Raw genomic sequence first — 19,321 nt, 5'->3', positions numbered from 1 at the left:
GTGGACACATGATTTTCCTCTCGTTATGGTGGCCACATCTGGCTATACAAATCGGCCAGGAGGAGAGAGATGTGAACCAAAACGCAATTGACGAAAAGCCGTTAGGAACAGAGCTGACCAAGCCACCCATTCTGGTTGTCGGGACGGTCGAGGCAGCCAGAATCACGGCGCACAGCCGTAGCGGAATTTATAGGGCCATCGCAACCGGCGAACTTCAGTCCTTCAAGGCTGGCAAGCGCCGCATGATCTTGGTTAGCGAGCTGGAAATTTGGATTAATCGAATGGCGCGGGGGAACGCAAGGTGAACGTAGCTGACCGATCGAAAGCAAGCGACACAGCAAAGCTTATGGAGGACGCGGGCATATACATGTCAACAGTTGCGAAACTTGTCGTGGATGACCTGGTGGAGAGAGAGGACGAAGGCGGTAAGCCTTTCCTGGGCAGCTTCGCAACAGATGGGCTTATGCGGGGGCTGGGAATTATTAGTGAAGCGCTGGCTGAGCGGAGTGACTGGTTGAGATTTGTTGTGCAGAGAGAGCAAATGCAGGAAGAAGAAAACAAAGCGGCGTTGGCGCGCCGCCCCGTTAAAACAACATTGGATAGCACCAACGTGAGGAATGCATCGTGACAGATTCAAAATGCCGTGACAAGAAGCACTCCATTAATCCCGCGGGAGACCTGGCCAATGAGGCGGTTGATCAGCTCGAGGTAGCGCTCGGGTATATGGCCTGGTTTGGCTCTCTGGCCTGGGCAATCAGTAGCTCAATAAACCAAGGCCATGAGAACCACGCTGAACGCCTGGCTGCTGTCGCTCATTACTTGGCGGACGATTACCGAAACACGCCGGCGAACGATGTTGAGGGCATGAATGACTGCCTCATTTCCCTCGAGGCGAGGGCCTGAATATGACAAGTCGCGAAACGTGCCCATCCGCGCCTGCGGGAGCGGCTGTAACAGGGCAAGCAACCGATCGGCCAGCGGACGCTCATACGTCGGGTGCACAGGCACAACGCTTAGCCAGTGCGCTTCGGGTGGGCCCCATATCGACTATCACGGCCGCACAGGAATTGGACATTGTTCACCCGCCGAGCACCGTGCGGTGGCTGAGAAATCGTGGCTACTCAATCAAAACGGAATGGATCTACAAGACCACGGAGCCGGGCAGGCGCCCGCACCGAGTCGGCCTGTACGTGCTGGCCAGCGAACCCTCCTGACTTGAACTGCGCTAAGGGGTCTCGTTTGAGAGAACGACACCCCTGGCCTGCCTGTGAGTTGCGCAATGGCAAGAAAGAAAAACGGGGTCAGGGTCAAGACACCACCGTTCGCGATGATGCCAAAGGCAATGATTCAGTCACCTGGATACAGGGCCCTCAGTTGCACCGCCCGGATGGTCTTGGTGGAGCTGCTTGCGCAGTACTCGGGATCGAACAATGGCGACCTATCGGCGACCAGAACCATGGCCAAGGATTGGGGGATTGCCTCCGCTCACACGCTACAAAAGGCGCTGAAGGATCTTGAAGAGGCAGGTTGGATCTTGATCAGCCGGAACAGTGTGTTTTCCAAGCACGGGGCAAGATGTGCGCTATTCGCTCTCGCCTGGCTACCTGTCGATGAGTGCCCGGGCAAAGATCTAGATATCGGGTCCACGCGATCTCCACCGCGACCACTGCCGACACTTTTTGCTAGCAAATCATCCTGTGCAGAAAGTGCATAAGTAGCGGTGCACTTTCTGCACACATAGAGAGCGGCACCGCTGGATTTACTGGGCCTTGATTTGGTTTACGTGTGCAGGAAATGCACCTTAAAAGGGGTTTTACCTGTGCAGAAAGTGCACACCCTTTTAGATATCTACCAACCAAGCCTCGATAAAAGGCCTCGGCTCTGTGGTTTTGAAACTGTAACGAGGTGCAAGTCCTGCACCTTAGCGGAGTTGATGCAGTGCCACTGAATGAACCTTAACGGCTGCCTGTGGGAGCGAACTGGCCCAGGTGCGCTCGGGTAACGCTGGCACCGTTACCAGTGCGTTAGCTGATTGGGGGGTGCAATGAAAATGCACTCTCCCCTGAGTTTCAGGAGATGCGCTCAGATGTGAGCACATCTGCTCACATCTCGGTGGAGGGTTTTACTCAAGTTGAGGGATTTGTTGATGGAGCAGATTTACGCCATTGCGGCATTGATCCGCTGTTGACCGGCGCGTAGGCCAAAACCAAACGCAGGCCACGGGGTGCACGCGTTGCAGGTCGGTGGCGAATAAACCAACCGCGAGGATGCGGGCGCCAAGTAGATGGCTCAGGTTTGAGCCAGGTCGATGCTACACAGGCGATACATCTGGGGAATCACGTAACTCGCTGTAAGGCCCGGAACACCTGACTTGCCCAAGGATCCAGGACACAACCGTAGCGGAGGAGTTAGACGGCCGGTTTGGTTAGACGGGATACGCAAGAAGCCAGTCCACAACCTGACAGGCGCCTGATTTGAAAATTCGCATAACTCGCTACAGGCCGCGCCGCACAAGGCCTGCGGCACTACTTCGAAAACAATGAAAGTGGAGGTTTGAAAGTGAAGAAAGACGACTACACCCGGCCTCAGCACGTGCCGTTCCCAGCTGGCCTGGCAGCAATGATCGCCCGCAAGGCCTCGATCATGGCCGCCCGCCTTGAGGATCAGGCCATACGGACGATGGTTCGTGACGCCCAGCGCGCCCTGGATCGCGGTCTCACGGCGCCAGAAATTGAGCATCAACTCGGATTGAAATGAACTTGGCGCTCCGGGCGCATCCTCGTATACTGGACACTCATACAGCGCGTGATGTGCTGTACCCCGTCCCAGTTGCGCGTGATGCGTTCCTTGAGCGGCAAATGAAACTATTTGCTCTTAGAGAGAACACCTATGCGCCCATTCCAAACTGCGCCCCTGCAATACAAGTTCGCCGCCGATGACTCGGTGGGCAGATTTACCGGCTACGCCTCGACCTTCGGCGGTGAGCCAGATTTTCACGGCGACATTATCGCCCCTGGTGCTTTTACGAAAAGCCTGTCCAGGCACGCCGCCGCCGGCACCCGCCCAGCACTCCTTTGGCAACACGATCAGGCCAACCCTGTCGGTGTTTGGGAGTCCTTCGACGAGGACGCCCAAGGCCTTCTTGCGTCGGGCCGTTTTACTCTGGACGTGCCCCAGGCCAAAGCGGCATACGCCCTGGCAAAGGACGGTGCTTTGGCGCTGAGCATCGGCTACACCATTCCGCCCGGCGGTGCCGAGCTGGTCAACGGTGCACGCCTGCTCAAAGAAATTGACCTGGTGGAGACGAGCCTTGTGGCCATCGCCGCCAATCCCAATTCCCGGATCGTCAGCGTGAAATGCGCCTTCGATCCTGAAAGCCCGAACCCTCGGGAATTTGAACGCGCCGCGCGTGATGCGCTGGGGCTCTCTGCTCGCGAAGCCAAGAGGCTTATGTCGGGTGGCTGGAACGGGCTTGTTCGCGACGAACAGCCCGACGACAGCACTGAACTGGCCCAAATCGCGGCCAAACTCCAGAGCATCACAGCGACCCTTCGGGGTCTTTGAGGAAACACCATGTCTCTCGAAATTCTGACAAAAGCAGTAGAAGACCACGGCGCCGCCGTGAAGAGCCTTGCAGGCAAAGTTGATGGTAACCAGACCAAAATCGAGGAAGCCCTTGATCGTCTGCAAGACCTGGAAATGAAGGGGTTAAATTGCGCGGCGGTAGGGAATCCACCAGCACCAAGGGTGCGGTACACGCGTTCATGAAATCATCCGGGATGGAGGCGATTCGCTCAGGCGCCAAGGACACCGGACGGGTTGAATTGCCCGCCATCAGCCTCAAGGCGCTGGTGAGCTCTGGCCGTGGTCAGGCCGGCGACACTCAGCACGCCACCCAGGCAGAACGCGGCACCGGCATTGCCGATGATCCGCGCCTGGCGCTGCAGCTCCTGGAGGTGTTGACCACTATCCCAGTTGGCTCCGGATCCTATGAGTTCACCCAGCTCGAAAGCTTCGAAAACAACGCCGACTACCAGCTCAAGGAAGGGACGCTCAAGGCTGAATCGAGCGTCAACCTGATCGAGGCAGTGGCCAACATCCAGACCGTTGCCCACTGGACCCGCGCCTCGGTGCAGGTACTGGACGATGAGCCATCCCTGCAATCCTATCTCGGCAACCTACTGGGCTACGGTGCACTGGCCAAACTGGAGGCCGAGATCATCAACGGAGTTGGTGGCGCCGGCAAGATCCTCGGCTTGCTCGCCCAGGCTGTTGCCTTTGTGCCTACCGTTGCCACCACGCCTACCGATCGAGTCGGTGAAGCGGCGGCCGCAATGAAGGCGGCGGGCTGGAGACCGAGTGTGGTGCTGATGAACCCACTGGATTGGTTCGCAATTCAAACCCAGAAGAGCACAGACGGGCTCTACCTGCTCGGCGGCCCCCAGGATCCGGCGAACGCAACCCTCTGGAAAAACGTCGTTGTCGAGACTCCGAGCCTCGCGCGAGGCAAGGCACTGCTCATTGACCCGGCGCACGTTCGCATCCTGGACCGTATGCAGCCAACCGTCATTGCCACCCGCTTCGATCGCGACAACCTGGTGACCAACCTGGTGACGCTGTTGGCCGAACTGCGCGCCGGCCTTGCAGTGTTCGCAAAGGACGCCATCCGATCGGTTGACCTGACTGTGACAGCACCCTAGTAGCAAAGCGGCCAGGGCTGCCTTCGGGCGTGCCTGGTGGGGATCAGTCGGCCAGTGCCCCCGAGTTAACCCCGACAGCCTGCGCAGCTCTCAAGCAACACTCCAAATGGGCTGGCGGCAGGCACTGCATAAAGCCCACGACCTACCCCGTCGAGATGGCGGGGTCAGGCCGAGGCCAAGGCGAGAAGAATTCTCACCCAGACAGCACCAAAATGGTGCGATTTGGGATTCCTATGGAGGGGGGGTCTAAATATAGGGGGTGTATCGCTTCCAGACCGCGCCCGATCGCATTTGCACTTTTTTTCCCGACCCCAAGGTTTTTTGTTAACTCGGTGTTAACACCGCAGAACCTTTAACAGATGCCCAAGGCCAATAAAATCGCGGGTTTTCCGAGAAAGACGCCAAGGCAGCCCGTTAACACCGTTAACTTTTTAACAAGAATGGTTAACGGGACGAGGATCACCATGGAAAACGTTAGAGAACGATTTGCCGAGGCCGCCAAGATCGGCAATTTCCAATCTCACCACATGTCACAGGGTCCCGATTCTGGTTACCTGGTTTGGGACGTTAAATGCGTCCGCGACGGTGAAAAGGTAACGATCGACGGACCGTATCTCACTGAAGAAGAGGCGCGTATTTCCGCCGACCTGCTGCGCGGCACCTTCCGCGGAGCGCGGGCCTACCAAGCGATCTACGACCGGATTTGGAACTACACCCCGCAGCGCGAACAACTGACACTCGACCAGGCGCTTATGTCGCGATCGCTTCTCGCAATGCGCTTGGGCGTCTAACTGCCGATCGCCAACACATAGGAGCCAGCTCATGGCCGCAACTGCAGCGCATTACCACCCAACGACCACCATCCAACTCAGCAGCATCCTAGGGAGGAAGTTTTTCCGCCAGAAGGATTACCAGCTCGACACAGGGAGCACTTGGGAGGTGTTCAGAGCGTTGAAAGCAACCGTGCAGGGATTCGCTGAAGAGATTGCGCGGCTTGACCGGCTGGGTATGAGGTTCGCGATCATCCGCAACGGAAAAAATGTGGGAGAGAAGGACTTTGACCTTGGAGGCATCAAGACGCTCAAGATCGTCCCAGTGATCAACGGCAGCAAGCGAGCCGGGATTCTGCAGACCATTATCGGCGCACTGTTGATCGTGGCGAGCCCCTTCACAAATGGTGCCACCTTGGCGCCCGGTATTGCGATGGTCGCCGGCGGCGTTATTCAGATGCTCAGCCCCCAGGCCTCAGGCCTCAAGACGAGCGCATCACCTGACAACGCCCCGTCCTATGCCTTCGGCAGCGCCAAGAACACCACGGCCAGCGGCAACCCCGTGCCGATCTGCATCGGTGAACGCCGGTGGGGCGGAATGATCGTATCCGCCTCGATCTACGCCGAAGACAAAACCTAGCCTGGCTGGAGCTTCTGCACGGATTTGCGATAGGCTCAGGACCCAGCCAAGTAGAACGCGCCTCCATGACCAAGATTGTCACGCAAGTAACTGTTCGATTGCCACGATTAATGGAGGTGGGTGAGTATCGAAAACTGAGATACGCAGGGACAAAGCCGAGCCTGCAGCTGCTCAAGAAGTGGATCGAGGAAGGTGAGATCATTGGAGAGATCACCGGCGGTATGTACTTCGTGGATCTGCAGGCCGCGGTGATGGGCTCAAACGACCCTCTGTTAGCCAAAATGCTCTCGCTGGACTGAATATCGCGGGGGAGGATTAGTTCTTGGGGGCAGATTTGGGGGCATCCCTGACAATCAAACCGTACGCATTCAACCTGATCAACGCTGCAGACGCCCGGTTCGATTCCGTCTCTGCACCATGAATTCAGCATCTGAAACCCACAAAAAACCCGCCTCGGCGGGTTTTTAGTCACTTGTTAAACAGATACGTTCGCAGTCAAAAAGGGTCTAAAAACTCAAGAATTTCATCAAGAGCGCTCTCGACGCCCATAGCACTGCGGCGAGCTGCATCGTGCAGCCTCCTCATAACCTGGTAGGGGGACGCCATGACATCGTTCAAGTCCGGGTCAGAGACCTCTTCAACGATTTCCCCTAACTCATTGAGAATTTGCAGCACATAGTCGACTTCAATTGGATTGTCTGCCTGGATGTAAAGCCTTACGGAATACCGCGGGAACGACGCCTGAAACATGTCAGAAGTTTCAGTCTGCGCCCATTGCAGAGAGCCGTTCTCAGTTTGCTTGAGAAGCACGTCAATCAGCTTGGCAATTTTTGGATAGCTCATACATCACCGCCTTTTGTAATCTCAGACTTTACTCTTACCAGGAGCTCCTGGATCGCTTCTGAATGTTTCGAGACAAGCGAATTCATCTTGGCTGTGGACATCACCCCCTTTCCCTCCAAAGCCCTCTCCACCAGGCGCTCCGAAGCAGAAAATTGGGCTATGGCGTTTTGTATGGTGCCCTGATCGGCATCGCTCAATAGAGGATTCGATGAACGGATGCTCACTAGAAATCTACGGAGTTGGGAATATCGATCAGGTAAGAGGTGGAGATTCGTAGATCGGTGCATTCGCTTGATCTCGTCCATGATGGCAAGCGCGCTCGAAAAATCAGCGACGGTATCGCCCTTCCGTAAATCGCCTCTTATGCTCTCGACTGCCGCAGATGCTTGAGCTGCGGCGGTTCGGGTTTTAAGTGACGTTCTTATAGTTACGAAAAAACCGACCAATGATATGACCAGCCCCAGAAGGCCAGCGTAATCACCTATCCGGTAAATTTCCAAAAAATGGTTGACCTGGGCGAAGTCCATTTCTATGTGCAGACTCGAGAGACGTTATCGTTTTGTTCTTTGCCGGCTATTCTCAATCATAGCGGACCGTCGAGTAGCTAATGTCTCTGATGCTGGTATGGCGCTGGTACAAACAACGACTCAAAGAACACAGCAGGCTTAAACCCCAGTAAATATGGTGTCCCAGGGCAGGTTCGAACTGCCAACCTTCCCCTTAGGAGGGGGATGCTCTATCCAATTGAGCTACTGAGACACGAGTCGACCACGAGAGACGCGGTGCGCGGGACGGCGTGCATGTTAACGACCTACCCTGCGTTTGTCATGTTGCCCATGTTTTTTTAGTGTAGGCAAAGGGTACTCCTAGTAAGGCTGACAGGTCCGGACACCGAGTTTTGGCCGCCATTCATCTGCCCTGGCGTGGTTATCACTAGTAAATCGGCCATTTGCCACTATCCTGTACAAGACAGGGACGACACACGTTTTTGTCATTTCCGTTATCCGCCAGACGGTATGGCACATAGACACAATCCGACGGTCACAGATGCGAACCTGTTGTTTTTTACCAACCAGTCCGCATTTTTTGATGAAGGGTACTGGCATAACGCCTTTACCCGGATCAGAATTTGTCACAGAATTGGCGCCAATGATCTGGCAACTTTGAGGCATGATGTGGGCCTCTTAACAATTCAGGTTGAACATTTGGCAATGGAGCTTGTCTTATCGACATCCTGCGGCCAATCCCGAGAACCGCTCCCCTGAACTAACCGGTTAAATATATGCGCCCATTGAAACAGGCAATTTATTCCAGCCGTACGGCTGACAAGTTCGTCGTACGTCTGCCAGACGGAATGCGGGAACGCATTGCCGAAGTGGCTCGCAACCATCACCGCAGCATGAACTCTGAAATCATCGCGCGTCTTGAGCAAAGCCTTATTCAGGAAGGTGCGCTGGGTGAAGAGTTGAGCATGCGCCTGGACAGCCCGGAGCTGTCATTGCATGAGCGCGAACTGCTTCAACGCTTCCGACAACTCTCCCATCGTCAGCAGAACGCCCTCGTTTCGCTGATTGCCCATGACGCAGAAATGGCCGCAGACGCGACCTGATAGCTCCCAAATACTAAAGCCAGCCTCGTGCTGGCTTTTTTTTGCCTGGCGTTTGGCCCAGACCTGCATTGAAGCGCCCATCGGAGCCATCCAGCCAGTACCTGCAGATCGATGGCGCCGACGCCGCTATAGCGGTTGGAACGATCTGTTGCTCTTGCGTTGAGCTCTTGATCCCGCGTCCCCTCCTCGAAAGCCCCTCCCCCAAAAAAAACGGCGCTTCCCATTTCTGAAAGAAGCGCCGTTTTTTCTAAGTGGACGTATTACGCCAAACAGGCGGTTTTCTTGATGAGTGACTCAGAGCAGGAAAATCGTCGCCAACCCCAGGAAGATGAAGAACCCACCGCTGTCCGTCACGGCGGTAATCATCACACTGGCGCCCATGGCAGGGTCACGGCCCATGCGAGCCAGGGTCATGGGAATCAGGACCCCCATCAATGCCGCCAACAACAGATTGAGCGTCATCGCGGCCGTCATGACCACCCCCAGCGACCAGCTGCCATAGAGCAGATAAGCCACCACGCCAATCACGCCCCCCCAAATCACGCCGTTGATCAAGGACACAGCCAGTTCCTTGCGCATCAATCGCGAAGTGTTGCCGGTACTGACCTGGTCCAGCGCCATGGCACGGACGATCATGGTGATGGTCTGGTTACCGGAGTTGCCACCGATACCGGCGACGATGGGCATCAGCGCCGCAAGCGCCACCAGTTTTTCGATGGAACCCTCGAACAGGCCGATGACCCGGGAGGCAACGAACGCGGTGATCAGATTGATCGCCAACCAGGCCCAGCGGTTACGCAGGGACTTCCAGACCGAGGCGAAGATGTCTTCTTCTTCGCGCAGACCGGCCATGTTGAGGACTTCGCTTTCGCTTTCCTCACGAATCAAGTCGACCATTTCGTCGATGGTCAGACGGCCGATCAGTTTGCCGTTCTTGTCGACCACCGGCGCCGAAATCAAGTCATAACGTTCGAACGCCTGGGCCGCATCATAGGCGTCTTCGTCCGGATGAAAGCTCACCGGGTCGCTGGCCATCACTTCGGCCACCTGTTTTTCCGGGTCGTTGACGAGCAAACGCTTGATGGGCAGAACACCCTTGAGCACGCCGTCATAGTCGACCACAAACAGTTTGTCAGTATGCCCCGGCAGTTCCTTGAGGCGACGCAGGTAGCGCAAGACCACTTCAAGGCTGACGTCCTCTCGGATCGTCACCATCTCGAAGTCCATCAGCGCACCGACCTGTTCCTCGTCGTAGGACAACGCCGAACGCACACGCTCACGCTGCTGGCCGTCGAGGGCCTCCATCAGTTCGTGGACAACGTCCCGCGGCAGTTCGGGCGCAAGGTCGGCGAGTTCGTCGGCGTCCATTTCCTTGGCCGCCGCCAGCAACTCGTGATCATCCATGTCGGCGATCAGGGTTTCCCGAACCGAGTCCGACACTTCGAGCAGGATGTCACCGTCGCGATCAGCCTTGACCAACTGCCAGACCGTCAGACGCTCTTCCAGTGGCAAGGCTTCAAGAATGTAGGCGACGTCGGCGGAGTGCAGATCATCGAGCTTGCGTTGCAGCTCGACGAGATTCTGCCGGTGGACCAGGTTCTCGACCCGGTCATGATGCGGACCTTCCTGGCGATGCGTCAGGTCTTCGACGACCCGCTGGCGCTGCAGCAGCTCAACAACTTGAGCGAGACGATCCTGAAGGCTTTCCTGCGTTTTTTTTACATCTACTTGGGTCATAGGCGAACTCCACTCCCAGCAGTGGAGCACGCCGGAAGGATCAATCAGTCAATTCATGATTGGCAAAACTAAATATTGAGTAACTACTGGGTAAGTCCATGGAGATATTCCAAAGCCCCGGCGGGGCTGACGGGCGCAATCATACACCGCTTGACGCTTTAAAACGCTAAAAAATCATGGCAAGAACAAGCGCTTGCGAGACAAACCTGAACACAGGCTGAACCTGTTCCCTTACGACGACTTATCCAGAAAAGAAAACACACGCCGCGGCACAAGTACGGCGTCTACCCTTCTCTTCTGCACCGTCAAGGAGGACGACCGGATGCACCTCAACCACTGCCTGTTCCTGCTCGCCTGCTTGTCCTGCCTACCTTTATCGGCTGCCGGGCAGACCGTGCATCGCTGCGAGAGCATCGCAGGGCACGTGACATTCACAACCCTGAGCTGCGGTCCGGGAGACGCCCTGTCGCTACAACAGATCCATCCGTACCGCCCAGGTTCGAGCGAACCGACAATCAAACCGACGATCGAGGCGATGCTGCCTGAAGCGGAGCGCGGGCAAACATCCGGCAACAAAACCACGCGCAAGGAACCGACCGTGGTTGGCCAGCTCCAGGACCGCTGTGGGAACCTCATCGACGCCAGGCAACGCCGCGACGCCATACTCGGCCAGCGCATCATCGCTGGCATGAGCCAACAGGACGTAGAGAGCGCCCTGGGCAAGCCAGACTCAATCAGGATTCGGAATTCGAGCACACGGTATACCTACAAGGCGAAGAAAGGTCGCAGCGCAGAAGTCGTGTTCGATGAGAGGGGATGCGTGAAAGGCAAATCGTAGACAGCAAAAAGCCCGCGTTAAACGCGGGCTTCTTGGTGTTTGGTGCACTCGACAGGATTCGAACCTGTGACCGCTCGGTTCGTAGCCGAGTACTCTATCCAGCTGAGCTACGAGTGCAGATTGTGGTTTTATACCAGATCACAACTGGTTGAAGCCAAGTTATTTGCATTACTGCAAACAACTCTTAAATGGTGCACTCGACAGGATTCGAACCTGTGACCGCTCGGTTCGTAGCCGAGTACTCTATCCAGCTGAGCTACGAGTGCATTTGTTGCCGCGCATTATAGGTCGTCAATTCCTTTTGTAAAGCGCTTTTTTCAGTAATTTCAATCACTTACTGAGCAAGCCAGGTTTTGACGCACTAAAAATAATGGCGGAGAACGGGGGATTCGAACCCCCGACACCCTTTTGAGGTGTACTCCCTTAGCAGGGGAGCGCCTTCGGCCACTCGGCCAGCTCTCCGCAACACGGGGCGTATATTAACCACCTTCATCCCCGTTTGCAAACATAAAAATCGATAAAAATTAATGGCTTGGTTCGTCGTCCTTCTCTTTCTTGATACGCAGGTAAATTTCCTCGCGGTGTACAGCAACCTCTTTCGGGGCATTGACGCCGATACGCACTTGGTTTCCTTTGACGCCGAGCACGGTCACGGTGATTTCGCCATCGCCAATAATCAGGCTTTCTGCACACCGACGGGTCAGAATCAGCATACCTTTCTCCTCACGCAATTCACTTAAGGGACAACAGTCTGCAAAAAAAAGGCATTGGACCTACAACCGAAACGGTCGAAGCCTACAGGCCTAGTATTGACCAGCGCGGGCAAAAGAACAGTTTTGGGACGCGCCATTCAGAAAAACAAAGGGCGCGGTCCAGCCGCGCCCTCCAGACAACGCTTTATTCGCCCGGCTGGGCAGCAGCGTCGAGTTCGAAAGCCGTGTGCAGGGCGCGCACGGCCAGTTCCAGGTATTTCTCTTCGATCACCACGGAAACCTTGATTTCCGAGGTAGAGATCATCTGGATGTTGATGCTTTCCTTGGCCAGGGATTCGAACATGCGGCTGGCCACGCCTGCGTGAGAGCGCATGCCGACACCGACGATCGAGACCTTGGCGATCTTGGTATCGCCCACCACTTCCCGGGCACCGATCTCGCCAGCGGTCTTTTTCAGGATCGCTTCGGCAGACTGGTAGTCGTTGCGGTGCACGGTGAAGGTGAAGTCAGTGGTGTTATCGTGCGAGACGTTCTGCACGATCATGTCGACTTCGATGTTCGCGGCACTGATCGGGCCGAGAATCTTGAACGCCACGCCGGGGGTGTCTGGCACGCCACGGATGGTCAGCTTGGCTTCATCGCGGTTGAAAGCGATGCCGGAAATGATCGGCTGTTCCATGGATTCCTCTTCATCAATAGTAATGAGGGTGCCCGGACCCTCTTTGAAGCTGTGCAGAACGCGCAGCGGAACGTTGTACTTGCCGGCGAATTCGACCGCCCGGATCTGCAACACCTTCGAACCCAGGCTGGCCATTTCCAGCATTTCTTCGAACGTGATCTTGTCCAGGCGCTGGGCCACAGGCACTACCCGTGGGTCGGTGGTGTAGACACCGTCCACATCGGTGTAGATCTGGCATTCGTCAGCCTTGAGGGCCGCGGCCAGCGCTACGCCCGTGGTATCGGAACCACCACGGCCGAGGGTGGTAATGTTGCCCTGCTCGTCCACGCCCTGGAAACCGGCGACAACCACCACGCGGCCCGCCTTCAGGTCGCCGCGAATTTTCTGATCGTCGATCTGCAGAATACGCGCTTTGTTGTGCGCGCTGTCCGTCAGGATACGCACCTGGTTGCCGGTATAGGACACCGCCGGCACGCCACGCTTGATCAGCGCCATGGCCAGCAAGGCGATGGTCACCTGCTCGCCGGTGGAAACGATCACGTCCAGCTCACGCGGAACCGGTTGCTGGTCGCCGCTGATTTGCTTGGCCAGATCGATCAGACGGTTGGTCTCGCCGCTCATTGCCGACAGCACGACCACCAGGTCATCGCCCGCCTCGCGGAATTTCTTAACCTTGTCGGCGACTTGTTCGATTCTCTCGACAGTGCCGACCGAGGTGCCTCCAAATTTCTGTACGATCAAAGCCATTTCAAAGCCGCCTCTGCCCATGAAGGGCGCCCAATAAACACTCAACAGCGATCGGGCCCGTGACTAGACCACGAGCCCGCGGCGCTGCCTTAAATACCCTGCTCTACAAATGCAACGGTCTGGGCCAGTGCCGCGTCCAGCGCGCCTGCGTCGGTACCACCGCCTTGCGCCATGTCCGGACGACCACCGCCCTTGCCGCCCACTGCCGCAGCGGCTTGCTTCATCAAATCACCGGCTTTGAGTTGGCCAGTCAGGTCTTTGGTCACGCCTGCGACGAGAACGACCTTTTCCTCATGGACACTGCCGAGCAGGATCACTGCGCGGCCGAGTTTGTTTTTCAATTGATCGACCAGCGCCAGCAGCGCCTTGCCATCCTGGCCATCCAGACGCACGGCCAGCACTTTCACGCCATTGACGTCCACGGCCTGGGCCGACAGATCGTCGCCCGCGGCGCTGGCAGCCTTGGCCTGCAACTGCTCGAGTTGCTTTTCCAGCAGGCGGTTGCGCTCCAGCACAGCCGACAGCTTGTCGATCAGGTTGTCGCGGCTGCCCTTGATCAGGGTTGCCGCTTCCTTGAGTTGTTCTTCGGCCGCGTTGAGGTACGCCAGGGCCGCCGCGCCGGTGACCGCTTCGATCCGGCGCACGCCGGACGCCACGCCACCTTCGCTGATGATTTTCATCAGGCCGATGTCACCGGTCCGGTTGGCGTGGATGCCACCGCACAGCTCAACGGAGAAATCGCCCATGCTCAGCACGCGAACGCTGTCGCCGTATTTCTCACCGAACAACGCCATCGCGCCCTTGCGCTTGGCGGTCTCGATGTCGGTTTCTTCGGTTTCCACCGGGGAGTTCTTGCGAATCTCGGCGTTGACGATTTCTTCCAGCGCCTTGAGCTGCTCAGGCTTGATGGCTTCGAAATGGCTGAAGTCGAAGCGCAGGCGCTGACTGTCCACCAACGAACCCTTCTGCTGGACATGCTCGCCCAGCACCTGGCGCAACGCAGCGTGCAGCAAGTGCGTGGCGGAGTGGTTCAACGACGTGGCATGCCGAACGTCGGCGTCGACATGCGCCGCCACCGGGGCTGCGATCATCAGGCTGCCCGAAGCCAGCACGCCATGGTGCAGGAAGGCGCCGCCGGTCTTGGTGGTGTCACGCACGTCAAAGCGCGAACTGCCGGCCTGGAGGTAACCGCTGTCGCCGATCTGGCCGCCGGATTCGGCGTAGAACGGGGTCTTGTCCAGCACGATCACGCCTTCCTGGCCTTCGCTCAGGATGTCGACCGACTGCCCGTCCTTATAGATGGCAACAATCTTGGCCGAACCGGTGGTACCCGCATAACCGGTGAACTCCGTGGCCACATCAACCTTGACCACGCTGTTGTAGTCCATGCCGAAGGAACTGGCGGAACGCGCACGCACCCGCTGGGCTTCCATCTCGCGCTCGAAACCTTCCTCGTCGAGGGTCAGGTTGCGTTCGCGGGCGATGTCGCCAGTCAGGTCCATCGGGAAACCGTAGGTGTCGTAAAGCTTGAACACCACATCGCCCGGAACCACGTTGCCCTTGAGCTCGGCCAGGTCCTGCTCGAGGATCTTCAGGCCTTGCTCCAGGGTCTTGGCGAATTGTTCTTCTTCAGCCTTGAGCACGCGCTCGATGTGCGCCTGCTGGGATTTGAGCTCCGGGAAGGCTTCGCCCATCTCGGCCGCCAATGCCGCGACGATCTGATAGAAGAAGCTGCCCTTGGCGCCCAGCTTGTTACCGTGACGGCAGGCACGACGGATGATCCGGCGCAGCACATAGCCGCGGCCTTCGTTGGAAGGCAGCACCCCGTCGGCAATCAGGAAACCGCAGGAACGGATGTGGTCGGCCACGACTTTGAGCGACGCCTGGTTGTCATTGGTGCAACCGATGGCCTGGGCCGACGCGCTCAGCAGGCTCTGGAACAGGTCGATTTCGTAGTTGGAGTGAACGTGCTGCAACACCGCACTGATCCGCTCCAGGCCCATGCCGGTGTCGACCGACGGCGCTGGCAGCGGATGCAACACGCCATCGGCTGTGCGGTTGAACTGCATGAACACGTTGTTCCAGATCTCGATGTAGCGGTCACCGTCTTCTTCCGGCGAGCCGGGTGGGCCGCCCCAGATGTCGGCGCCGTGATCGTAGAAAATCTCGGTGCACGGGCCGCACGGGCCGGTGTCGCCCATGGTCCAGAAGTTATCGGAGGCGTAAGGCGCGCCTTTGTTGTCGCCAATGCGCACCATGCGCTCAGCCGGGACACCGACCTCTTTGGTCCAGATGTCATAGGCTTCGTCGTCGGTGGCGTAGACCGTTACCCAGAGCTTCTCCTTGGGCAGGTTCAGCCACTTGTCGGAGGTCAGGAAGGTCCAGGCGAAGGTGATGGCGTCGCGCTTGAAATAGTCACCGAAGCTGAAGTTACCCAGCATTTCGAAGAACGTATGGTGACGTGCGGTATAGCCGACGTTTTCCAGGTCGTTGTGCTTGCCGCCGGCACGCACGCATTTCTGGCTGCTCACCGCACGGGTGTAGGCACGTTTTTCCTGGCCCAGGAAGCAGTCCTTGAACTGGTTCATCCCCGCGTTGGTGAACAGCAGGGTCGGGTCGTTGCCCGGAATCAAAGAGCTGGAGGCTACTCGGGTGTGACCTTGCTCTTCGAAGAAGCGAAGGAAGGCTTCACGGATTTCTGCGCTTTTCATTAGGTTCTTCCACGGAGGCTGCGGCCAAAGGCCTGTGCAAAACGTCAACAGACGAAGCAACGGCAAAGGGCCGCATTATATCGGCCCTGCGCGTGGGGTACAGCGTGTTTATGCGATAGAAACTGTCAATTGGCCCGGTTGACGGGTCAGTGGCGGGAAAACTCGACGAAAGTGGCTACCACTTGGTCGATTTGCGCCGCACTCACGTCCATGTGCGTCACCATTCGCAGGCGTGACGCCGCGCTGAGCTTGACGCCCCGTTCATCGGCAAATGCCTTGATCGCCTCGGCCCGCTCGCCCATTTGCACGTAGACCATGTTGGTCTGCACCGGTTCGACCTCGTAACCCGCCCCACGCAAGCCCTCGGCAAGCCGCTGGGCGTTGGCGTGGTCATCGGCCAGGCGCTGGACCTGATGTTCCAGGGCATACAGCCCCGCCGCCGCGAGAATCCCGGCCTGGCGCATACCGCCGCCCACCATCTTGCGCAGCCGGCGCGCCTTGCCGATCAGTTCGACGCTGCCGCACAGGACCGAGCCCACCGGCGCGCCGAGCCCTTTGGACAGGCACACCGACACCGAATCGAAGTATTGCGTGATCTGCCGGGCATCGACATCGAGCTTGACCGCAGCGTTGTACAACCGCGCCCCGTCCAGGTGCAGGGCCAGGCCATGTTCCTGGGTGAACTGTCGGGCCCGGGCCAGGTATTCCAGAGGCAGTACCTTGCCCTGCATGGTGTTTTCCAGGGCCAGCAGGCGGGTGCGGGCAAAGTGGAAGTCATCGGGCTTGATCGCCGCGGCGACCTGCGCCAGGTCCAGGGAACCGTCCGCCTGCACCTCAAGGGGCTGGGGCTGGATCGAACCGAGCACGGCCGCGCCGCCACCTTCGTATTTGTAGGTGTGGGCCTGCTGGCCGACGATGTATTCGTCGCCGCGCTCGCAGTGGGCCATCAGCCCCAACAGGTTACTCATGGTCCCCGTGGGCACGAACAGCGCTGTGGCAAAGCCCAGGCGCGCGGCCAGTTCGGCCTCGAGGCGATTGACGGTCGGGTCTTCGCCATACACATCGTCGCCGGTAGGCGCGCTGGCCATGGCATCCAGCATGCCGGCGGTAGGTTGGGTGACCGTGTCGCTGCGAAGATCGATAACACTCATGAATCTGGCCTCGGGCTCAAGTGGAGGGAAATCCCTTTCGAAGGCAATTACTGCGGTCATGGCGACGATTAATCAAGTCCAGCCGAAGAAAAGCCCCCCCTTTTGTGCGAGCCGTGGGAGCAAAGCTTGCTCGCGATAGCGTTGGGTCAGTCAACATCCATACGGCCTGACCTGACGCTATCGCGAGCAAGCTTTGCTCCCACGGCTCGCTCCCACAGGGGGTTATGTGTTAAAAATCCTTCGCTGCCAAAAACCATGGCGGCAAAACGTTCTCAGGGCGGGGTGTAATTCCCCACCGGCGGTAATTGCACGCAACGTGCATAGCCCGCGAGCGCTTGCTGGTGCACCGCTTTTTGCGGTGTGGCGACAAGGTCAGCAGACCCGGTGTGATTCCGGGGCCGACGGTCATAGTCCGGATGAAAAGAGAACGGGATTGATACCCAAGGGCCGACTGCGACTGTCCGTGCGCGGCGTACCCTCGAATCCCCTTCGATTCATGACGCCCTGTTTTTCACACAAACAGGAACCAGAACATGCAACCCACTGCAATCGACAGCAAAAGCAAAAGTCATCCGGGCGAGCGCGTCGCGTTCATCCAGGCCTGCTGGCACAAGGAAATCGTCGACCAGAGCCGTAAAGGCTTCGTTGCCGAAATGATCACCCAGGGTTATCAGGAAAGTGATATCGACTTCTTCGAAGTCGGTGGCGCCTTCGAGATTCCGCTGCACGCCAAGCTGCTGGCCAAGTCAGGCCGCTACGCCGGCATCGTCGCCGCCGGCCTGGTGGTGGACGGTGGCATCTACCGTCACGAGTTCGTCGCCCAATCGGTGATCAGCGGCCTGATGCAGGTTCAACTGGAAACCGAAGTACCGGTGTTCTCGGTCGTGCTCACGCCGCATCACTTCCATGCTGGGGAAGAACACCAGAAGTTCTTCTTCGAGCATTTCGTGCACAAGGGCCAGGAAGCGGCGAAGACCTGTGCCGATACCTTGCACAAAACCCGGGCATTGCGCCGCACCGAGCCGCGGGCGGTCGCGGTCTGACAGTCACCCAGGAACCTGTGGGAGCGAGCTTGCTCGCGATGACGGGGTGTCAGTCGCCATCAATGTCGACTGATATGCCGCTATCGCGAGCGAGCTCGCTCCCACAGGGTTTTGGTGTCGGACTTAGATCAGGTTTTCGTCGGTTGCCGGCACGATCAGGATCCCGGCCCGCAAGCCATTCTTCACCTTGGGGTTAGGGAAGATGATCCGAGCGCCCTCCTCTTCGATCACCCAGCGGGTCTGGGCGATGTCTTCGGCCAGCACGTAGCCTTTCCCCAATTCCGAGAAGTTCTCGATGTCCGCTGGCAGGTTCAGGCGGAAGTTGTCGCTGTGCTTGATGATTTCCCGGGCCACGCTGAACAGTTGCAGGCCATCGAGCCCTTCATCCAGTTCCGGCTCGTTGCCCTCGATGATCTGTTGCAGGCGGGTTTCCAGCAGGCTGACGTTGACGCCGTCGTTCTGCCCGAATGGCCGGGCCTTGCCCAGTTCCAGAGTGAAGGACTCGGCACCGAGCTGGTCGTAGGTGTAGGCGCTGAACACGATGGACGGCTTGTTCTGCAGCAACACCGCCTCCATGCCCGCGGCACGCAGGCGCGCCAGTTCACGGCGTGAATGCGCACGGCCTTCCTTCCATGGGTACAAGGCAAACTGCTCGATCTTCGAGCCACGGATGGCGGTGTGCAGATCGTAATGCAGGCGGCTGCGCTCAGGTCGACTGAAAAAACTCGCGGCCAGCCGCTCCAGCTCGCAGGCCCGCAACGCCTCAGGACCGCCGCTCAGTTCATGGCGGCCATTGAACAGTCGGTTGACGTCCTGTTCGACGAAACGCTCACCGCGCCGTATGGCCTCGGGGTTGCCGAACAGGAACAGAATGCGTGCCCGCGGCTTCAAATGGCCACGGGCGATGTCATGCAGCAAGCGGTCGAGCAACTCGATCGGCGCGGTTTCATTGCCATGGATACCAGCCGACAGCAGCAGGTCCAGGCCGTTATCCCGGGCTTCGGGCGGCTTGACCTCCAGCGCGCCCTCGCTCAACCAGCGCATCCGTACGCCTTCGACAGTCAGTTGAGTCTTCTCCGCCGGTTCACGGCCGGCGAGGGTCAGTTCAAGCAGTTTGCCGAGGGCGAGCATAGCGCGGTT

General features: G+C 58.0%; 22 protein-coding genes, 4 tRNA genes and 1 riboswitch. Of the genes, 14 read left to right on the top strand and 12 right to left on the bottom strand.

Annotated features, from left to right (window positions below; genetic code table 11):
• The first annotated feature begins 71 nt into the window (after positions 1–71).
• The 11 genes from KI237_RS07045 (at position 72) to KI237_RS06995 (ending at position 6,409) form a co-directional block, all read left to right on the top strand.
• Positions 72–305, top strand: a complete 234-nt coding sequence (locus tag KI237_RS07045; protein WP_249410697.1) for a helix-turn-helix domain-containing protein — start codon at positions 72–74, stop codon at positions 303–305.
• A complete protein-coding gene (locus KI237_RS07040) occupies positions 302–628 on the top strand; it encodes a hypothetical protein (RefSeq protein ID WP_212799343.1) in 327 nt (108 codons plus the stop codon). Before KI237_RS07045 ends, KI237_RS07040 begins: the two co-directional genes overlap by 4 nt.
• A complete protein-coding gene (locus KI237_RS07035; RefSeq protein ID WP_249410696.1) occupies positions 625–903 on the top strand; it encodes a hypothetical protein in 279 nt (92 codons plus the stop codon). Before KI237_RS07040 ends, KI237_RS07035 begins: the two co-directional genes overlap by 4 nt.
• Before the next feature lie 2 nt (positions 904–905).
• Complete coding sequence (locus tag KI237_RS07030; RefSeq protein ID WP_212799342.1) at positions 906–1,214, top strand: helix-turn-helix domain-containing protein; 309 nt, start codon at positions 906–908, stop codon at positions 1,212–1,214.
• Between the two features lie 1,345 nt (positions 1,215–2,559).
• A complete protein-coding gene (locus tag KI237_RS07025; protein ID WP_212799341.1) occupies positions 2,560–2,757 on the top strand; it encodes a hypothetical protein in 198 nt (65 codons plus the stop codon).
• 132 nt (positions 2,758–2,889) lie between these two features.
• Positions 2,890–3,564 (top strand): HK97 family phage prohead protease, encoded by a 675-nt coding sequence (locus tag KI237_RS07020; protein ID WP_212799340.1) that lies wholly within the window; start codon positions 2,890–2,892, stop codon positions 3,562–3,564.
• A gap of 9 nt (positions 3,565–3,573) precedes the next feature.
• Positions 3,574–3,768, top strand: coding sequence for a hypothetical protein (locus KI237_RS07015; RefSeq protein ID WP_212799339.1), 195 nt, complete (start codon positions 3,574–3,576; stop codon positions 3,766–3,768).
• 11 nt (positions 3,769–3,779) lie between these two features.
• Positions 3,780–4,700, top strand: coding sequence for a phage major capsid protein (locus tag KI237_RS07010; protein ID WP_249410695.1), 921 nt, complete (start codon positions 3,780–3,782; stop codon positions 4,698–4,700).
• A gap of 464 nt (positions 4,701–5,164) precedes the next feature.
• The gene (locus tag KI237_RS07005; protein WP_212799337.1) at positions 5,165–5,491 is read left to right on the top strand and encodes a hypothetical protein; all 327 of its coding nucleotides are present in this window, start codon (positions 5,165–5,167) and stop codon (positions 5,489–5,491) included.
• A gap of 31 nt (positions 5,492–5,522) precedes the next feature.
• Positions 5,523–6,110, top strand: a complete 588-nt coding sequence (locus KI237_RS07000) for a tail assembly protein (RefSeq protein WP_212799336.1) — start codon at positions 5,523–5,525, stop codon at positions 6,108–6,110.
• Positions 6,111–6,175: 65 nt separating this feature from the next.
• Positions 6,176–6,409: a hypothetical protein gene (locus KI237_RS06995; RefSeq protein ID WP_212799335.1), complete on the top strand. Its 234-nt coding sequence runs from the start codon at positions 6,176–6,178 to the stop codon at positions 6,407–6,409.
• 196 nt (positions 6,410–6,605) lie between these two features.
• On the opposite strand, the gene KI237_RS06990 is transcribed toward KI237_RS06995, so the two are convergent.
• From KI237_RS06990 to KI237_RS06980, 3 genes are all read right to left on the bottom strand, one after another.
• Positions 6,606–6,953, bottom strand: a complete 348-nt coding sequence (locus KI237_RS06990) for a hypothetical protein (protein ID WP_212799334.1) — start codon at positions 6,951–6,953, stop codon at positions 6,606–6,608.
• Entirely contained in the window at positions 6,950–7,480 is a 531-nt protein-coding gene (locus tag KI237_RS06985; RefSeq protein WP_212799333.1) for a hypothetical protein, read from the bottom strand. The genes KI237_RS06990 and KI237_RS06985 overlap by 4 nt, the downstream gene beginning before the upstream one ends.
• Positions 7,481–7,635: 155 nt before the next feature.
• Positions 7,636–7,712, bottom strand: a tRNA-Arg gene (locus KI237_RS06980).
• 523 nt (positions 7,713–8,235) lie between these two features.
• Here KI237_RS06980 and KI237_RS06975 point away from each other — a divergent pair.
• Complete coding sequence (locus tag KI237_RS06975; RefSeq protein ID WP_003204761.1) at positions 8,236–8,562, top strand: Arc family DNA-binding protein; 327 nt, start codon at positions 8,236–8,238, stop codon at positions 8,560–8,562.
• 294 nt (positions 8,563–8,856) lie between these two features.
• Here the strand turns inward: KI237_RS06975 and mgtE are convergent, their stop codons facing one another.
• A complete protein-coding gene (gene mgtE / locus KI237_RS06970) occupies positions 8,857–10,299 on the bottom strand; it encodes a magnesium transporter (RefSeq protein WP_003204768.1) in 1,443 nt (480 codons plus the stop codon).
• Between the two features lie 322 nt (positions 10,300–10,621).
• Here mgtE and KI237_RS06965 point away from each other — a divergent pair, with 322 nt between their 5' ends.
• A complete protein-coding gene (locus KI237_RS06965) occupies positions 10,622–11,137 on the top strand; it encodes a cell envelope protein SmpA (protein WP_212799332.1) in 516 nt (171 codons plus the stop codon).
• A 40-nt stretch (positions 11,138–11,177) separates the two neighbouring features.
• On the opposite strand, the gene KI237_RS06960 is transcribed toward KI237_RS06965, so the two are convergent.
• From KI237_RS06960 to ltaE, 7 genes are all read right to left on the bottom strand, one after another.
• Positions 11,178–11,254: transfer RNA gene (locus tag KI237_RS06960), tRNA-Arg, on the bottom strand.
• A gap of 72 nt (positions 11,255–11,326) precedes the next feature.
• Positions 11,327–11,403: transfer RNA gene (locus KI237_RS06955), tRNA-Arg, on the bottom strand.
• 105 nt (positions 11,404–11,508) lie between these two features.
• Positions 11,509–11,599 (bottom strand) — tRNA-Ser (locus tag KI237_RS06950).
• A 62-nt stretch (positions 11,600–11,661) separates the two neighbouring features.
• Positions 11,662–11,850 carry a carbon storage regulator CsrA gene (gene csrA, locus KI237_RS06945; RefSeq protein ID WP_003178872.1) on the bottom strand — a complete coding sequence of 63 codons (189 nt, stop codon included), beginning with the start codon at positions 11,848–11,850 and terminating at the stop codon, positions 11,662–11,664.
• A gap of 184 nt (positions 11,851–12,034) precedes the next feature.
• A complete protein-coding gene (locus KI237_RS06940; RefSeq protein ID WP_014339802.1) occupies positions 12,035–13,276 on the bottom strand; it encodes an aspartate kinase in 1,242 nt (413 codons plus the stop codon).
• A gap of 89 nt (positions 13,277–13,365) precedes the next feature.
• Entirely contained in the window at positions 13,366–15,987 is a 2,622-nt protein-coding gene (gene alaS, locus KI237_RS06935; RefSeq protein WP_212799331.1) for an alanine--tRNA ligase, read from the bottom strand.
• A 146-nt stretch (positions 15,988–16,133) separates the two neighbouring features.
• Entirely contained in the window at positions 16,134–17,138 is a 1,005-nt protein-coding gene (gene ltaE, locus KI237_RS06930; RefSeq protein ID WP_212799330.1) for a low-specificity L-threonine aldolase, read from the bottom strand.
• Positions 17,139–17,402: 264 nt separating this feature from the next.
• Positions 17,403–17,571, top strand: a riboswitch (FMN riboswitch).
• A 100-nt stretch (positions 17,572–17,671) separates the two neighbouring features.
• Between ltaE and KI237_RS06925 the strand changes: the two genes are divergently transcribed.
• Positions 17,672–18,181 carry a 6,7-dimethyl-8-ribityllumazine synthase gene (locus KI237_RS06925; RefSeq protein ID WP_212799329.1) on the top strand — a complete coding sequence of 170 codons (510 nt, stop codon included), beginning with the start codon at positions 17,672–17,674 and terminating at the stop codon, positions 18,179–18,181.
• Between the two features lie 123 nt (positions 18,182–18,304).
• Here KI237_RS06925 and astE read toward each other — a convergent pair whose 3' ends face one another.
• Positions 18,305–19,312, bottom strand: a complete 1,008-nt coding sequence (astE, locus tag KI237_RS06920) for a succinylglutamate desuccinylase (protein WP_212799328.1) — start codon at positions 19,310–19,312, stop codon at positions 18,305–18,307.
• Between the last annotated feature and the right edge of the window lie 9 nt (positions 19,313–19,321).

The sequence above is a fragment of the Pseudomonas sp. St316 genome, assembly GCF_018325905.1.
Classification (GTDB): Bacteria; Pseudomonadota; Gammaproteobacteria; order Pseudomonadales; family Pseudomonadaceae; genus Aquipseudomonas.
Note: the sequence above shows the minus strand (reverse complement) of the source record. Positions and strands in the feature narration are given on the sequence as shown.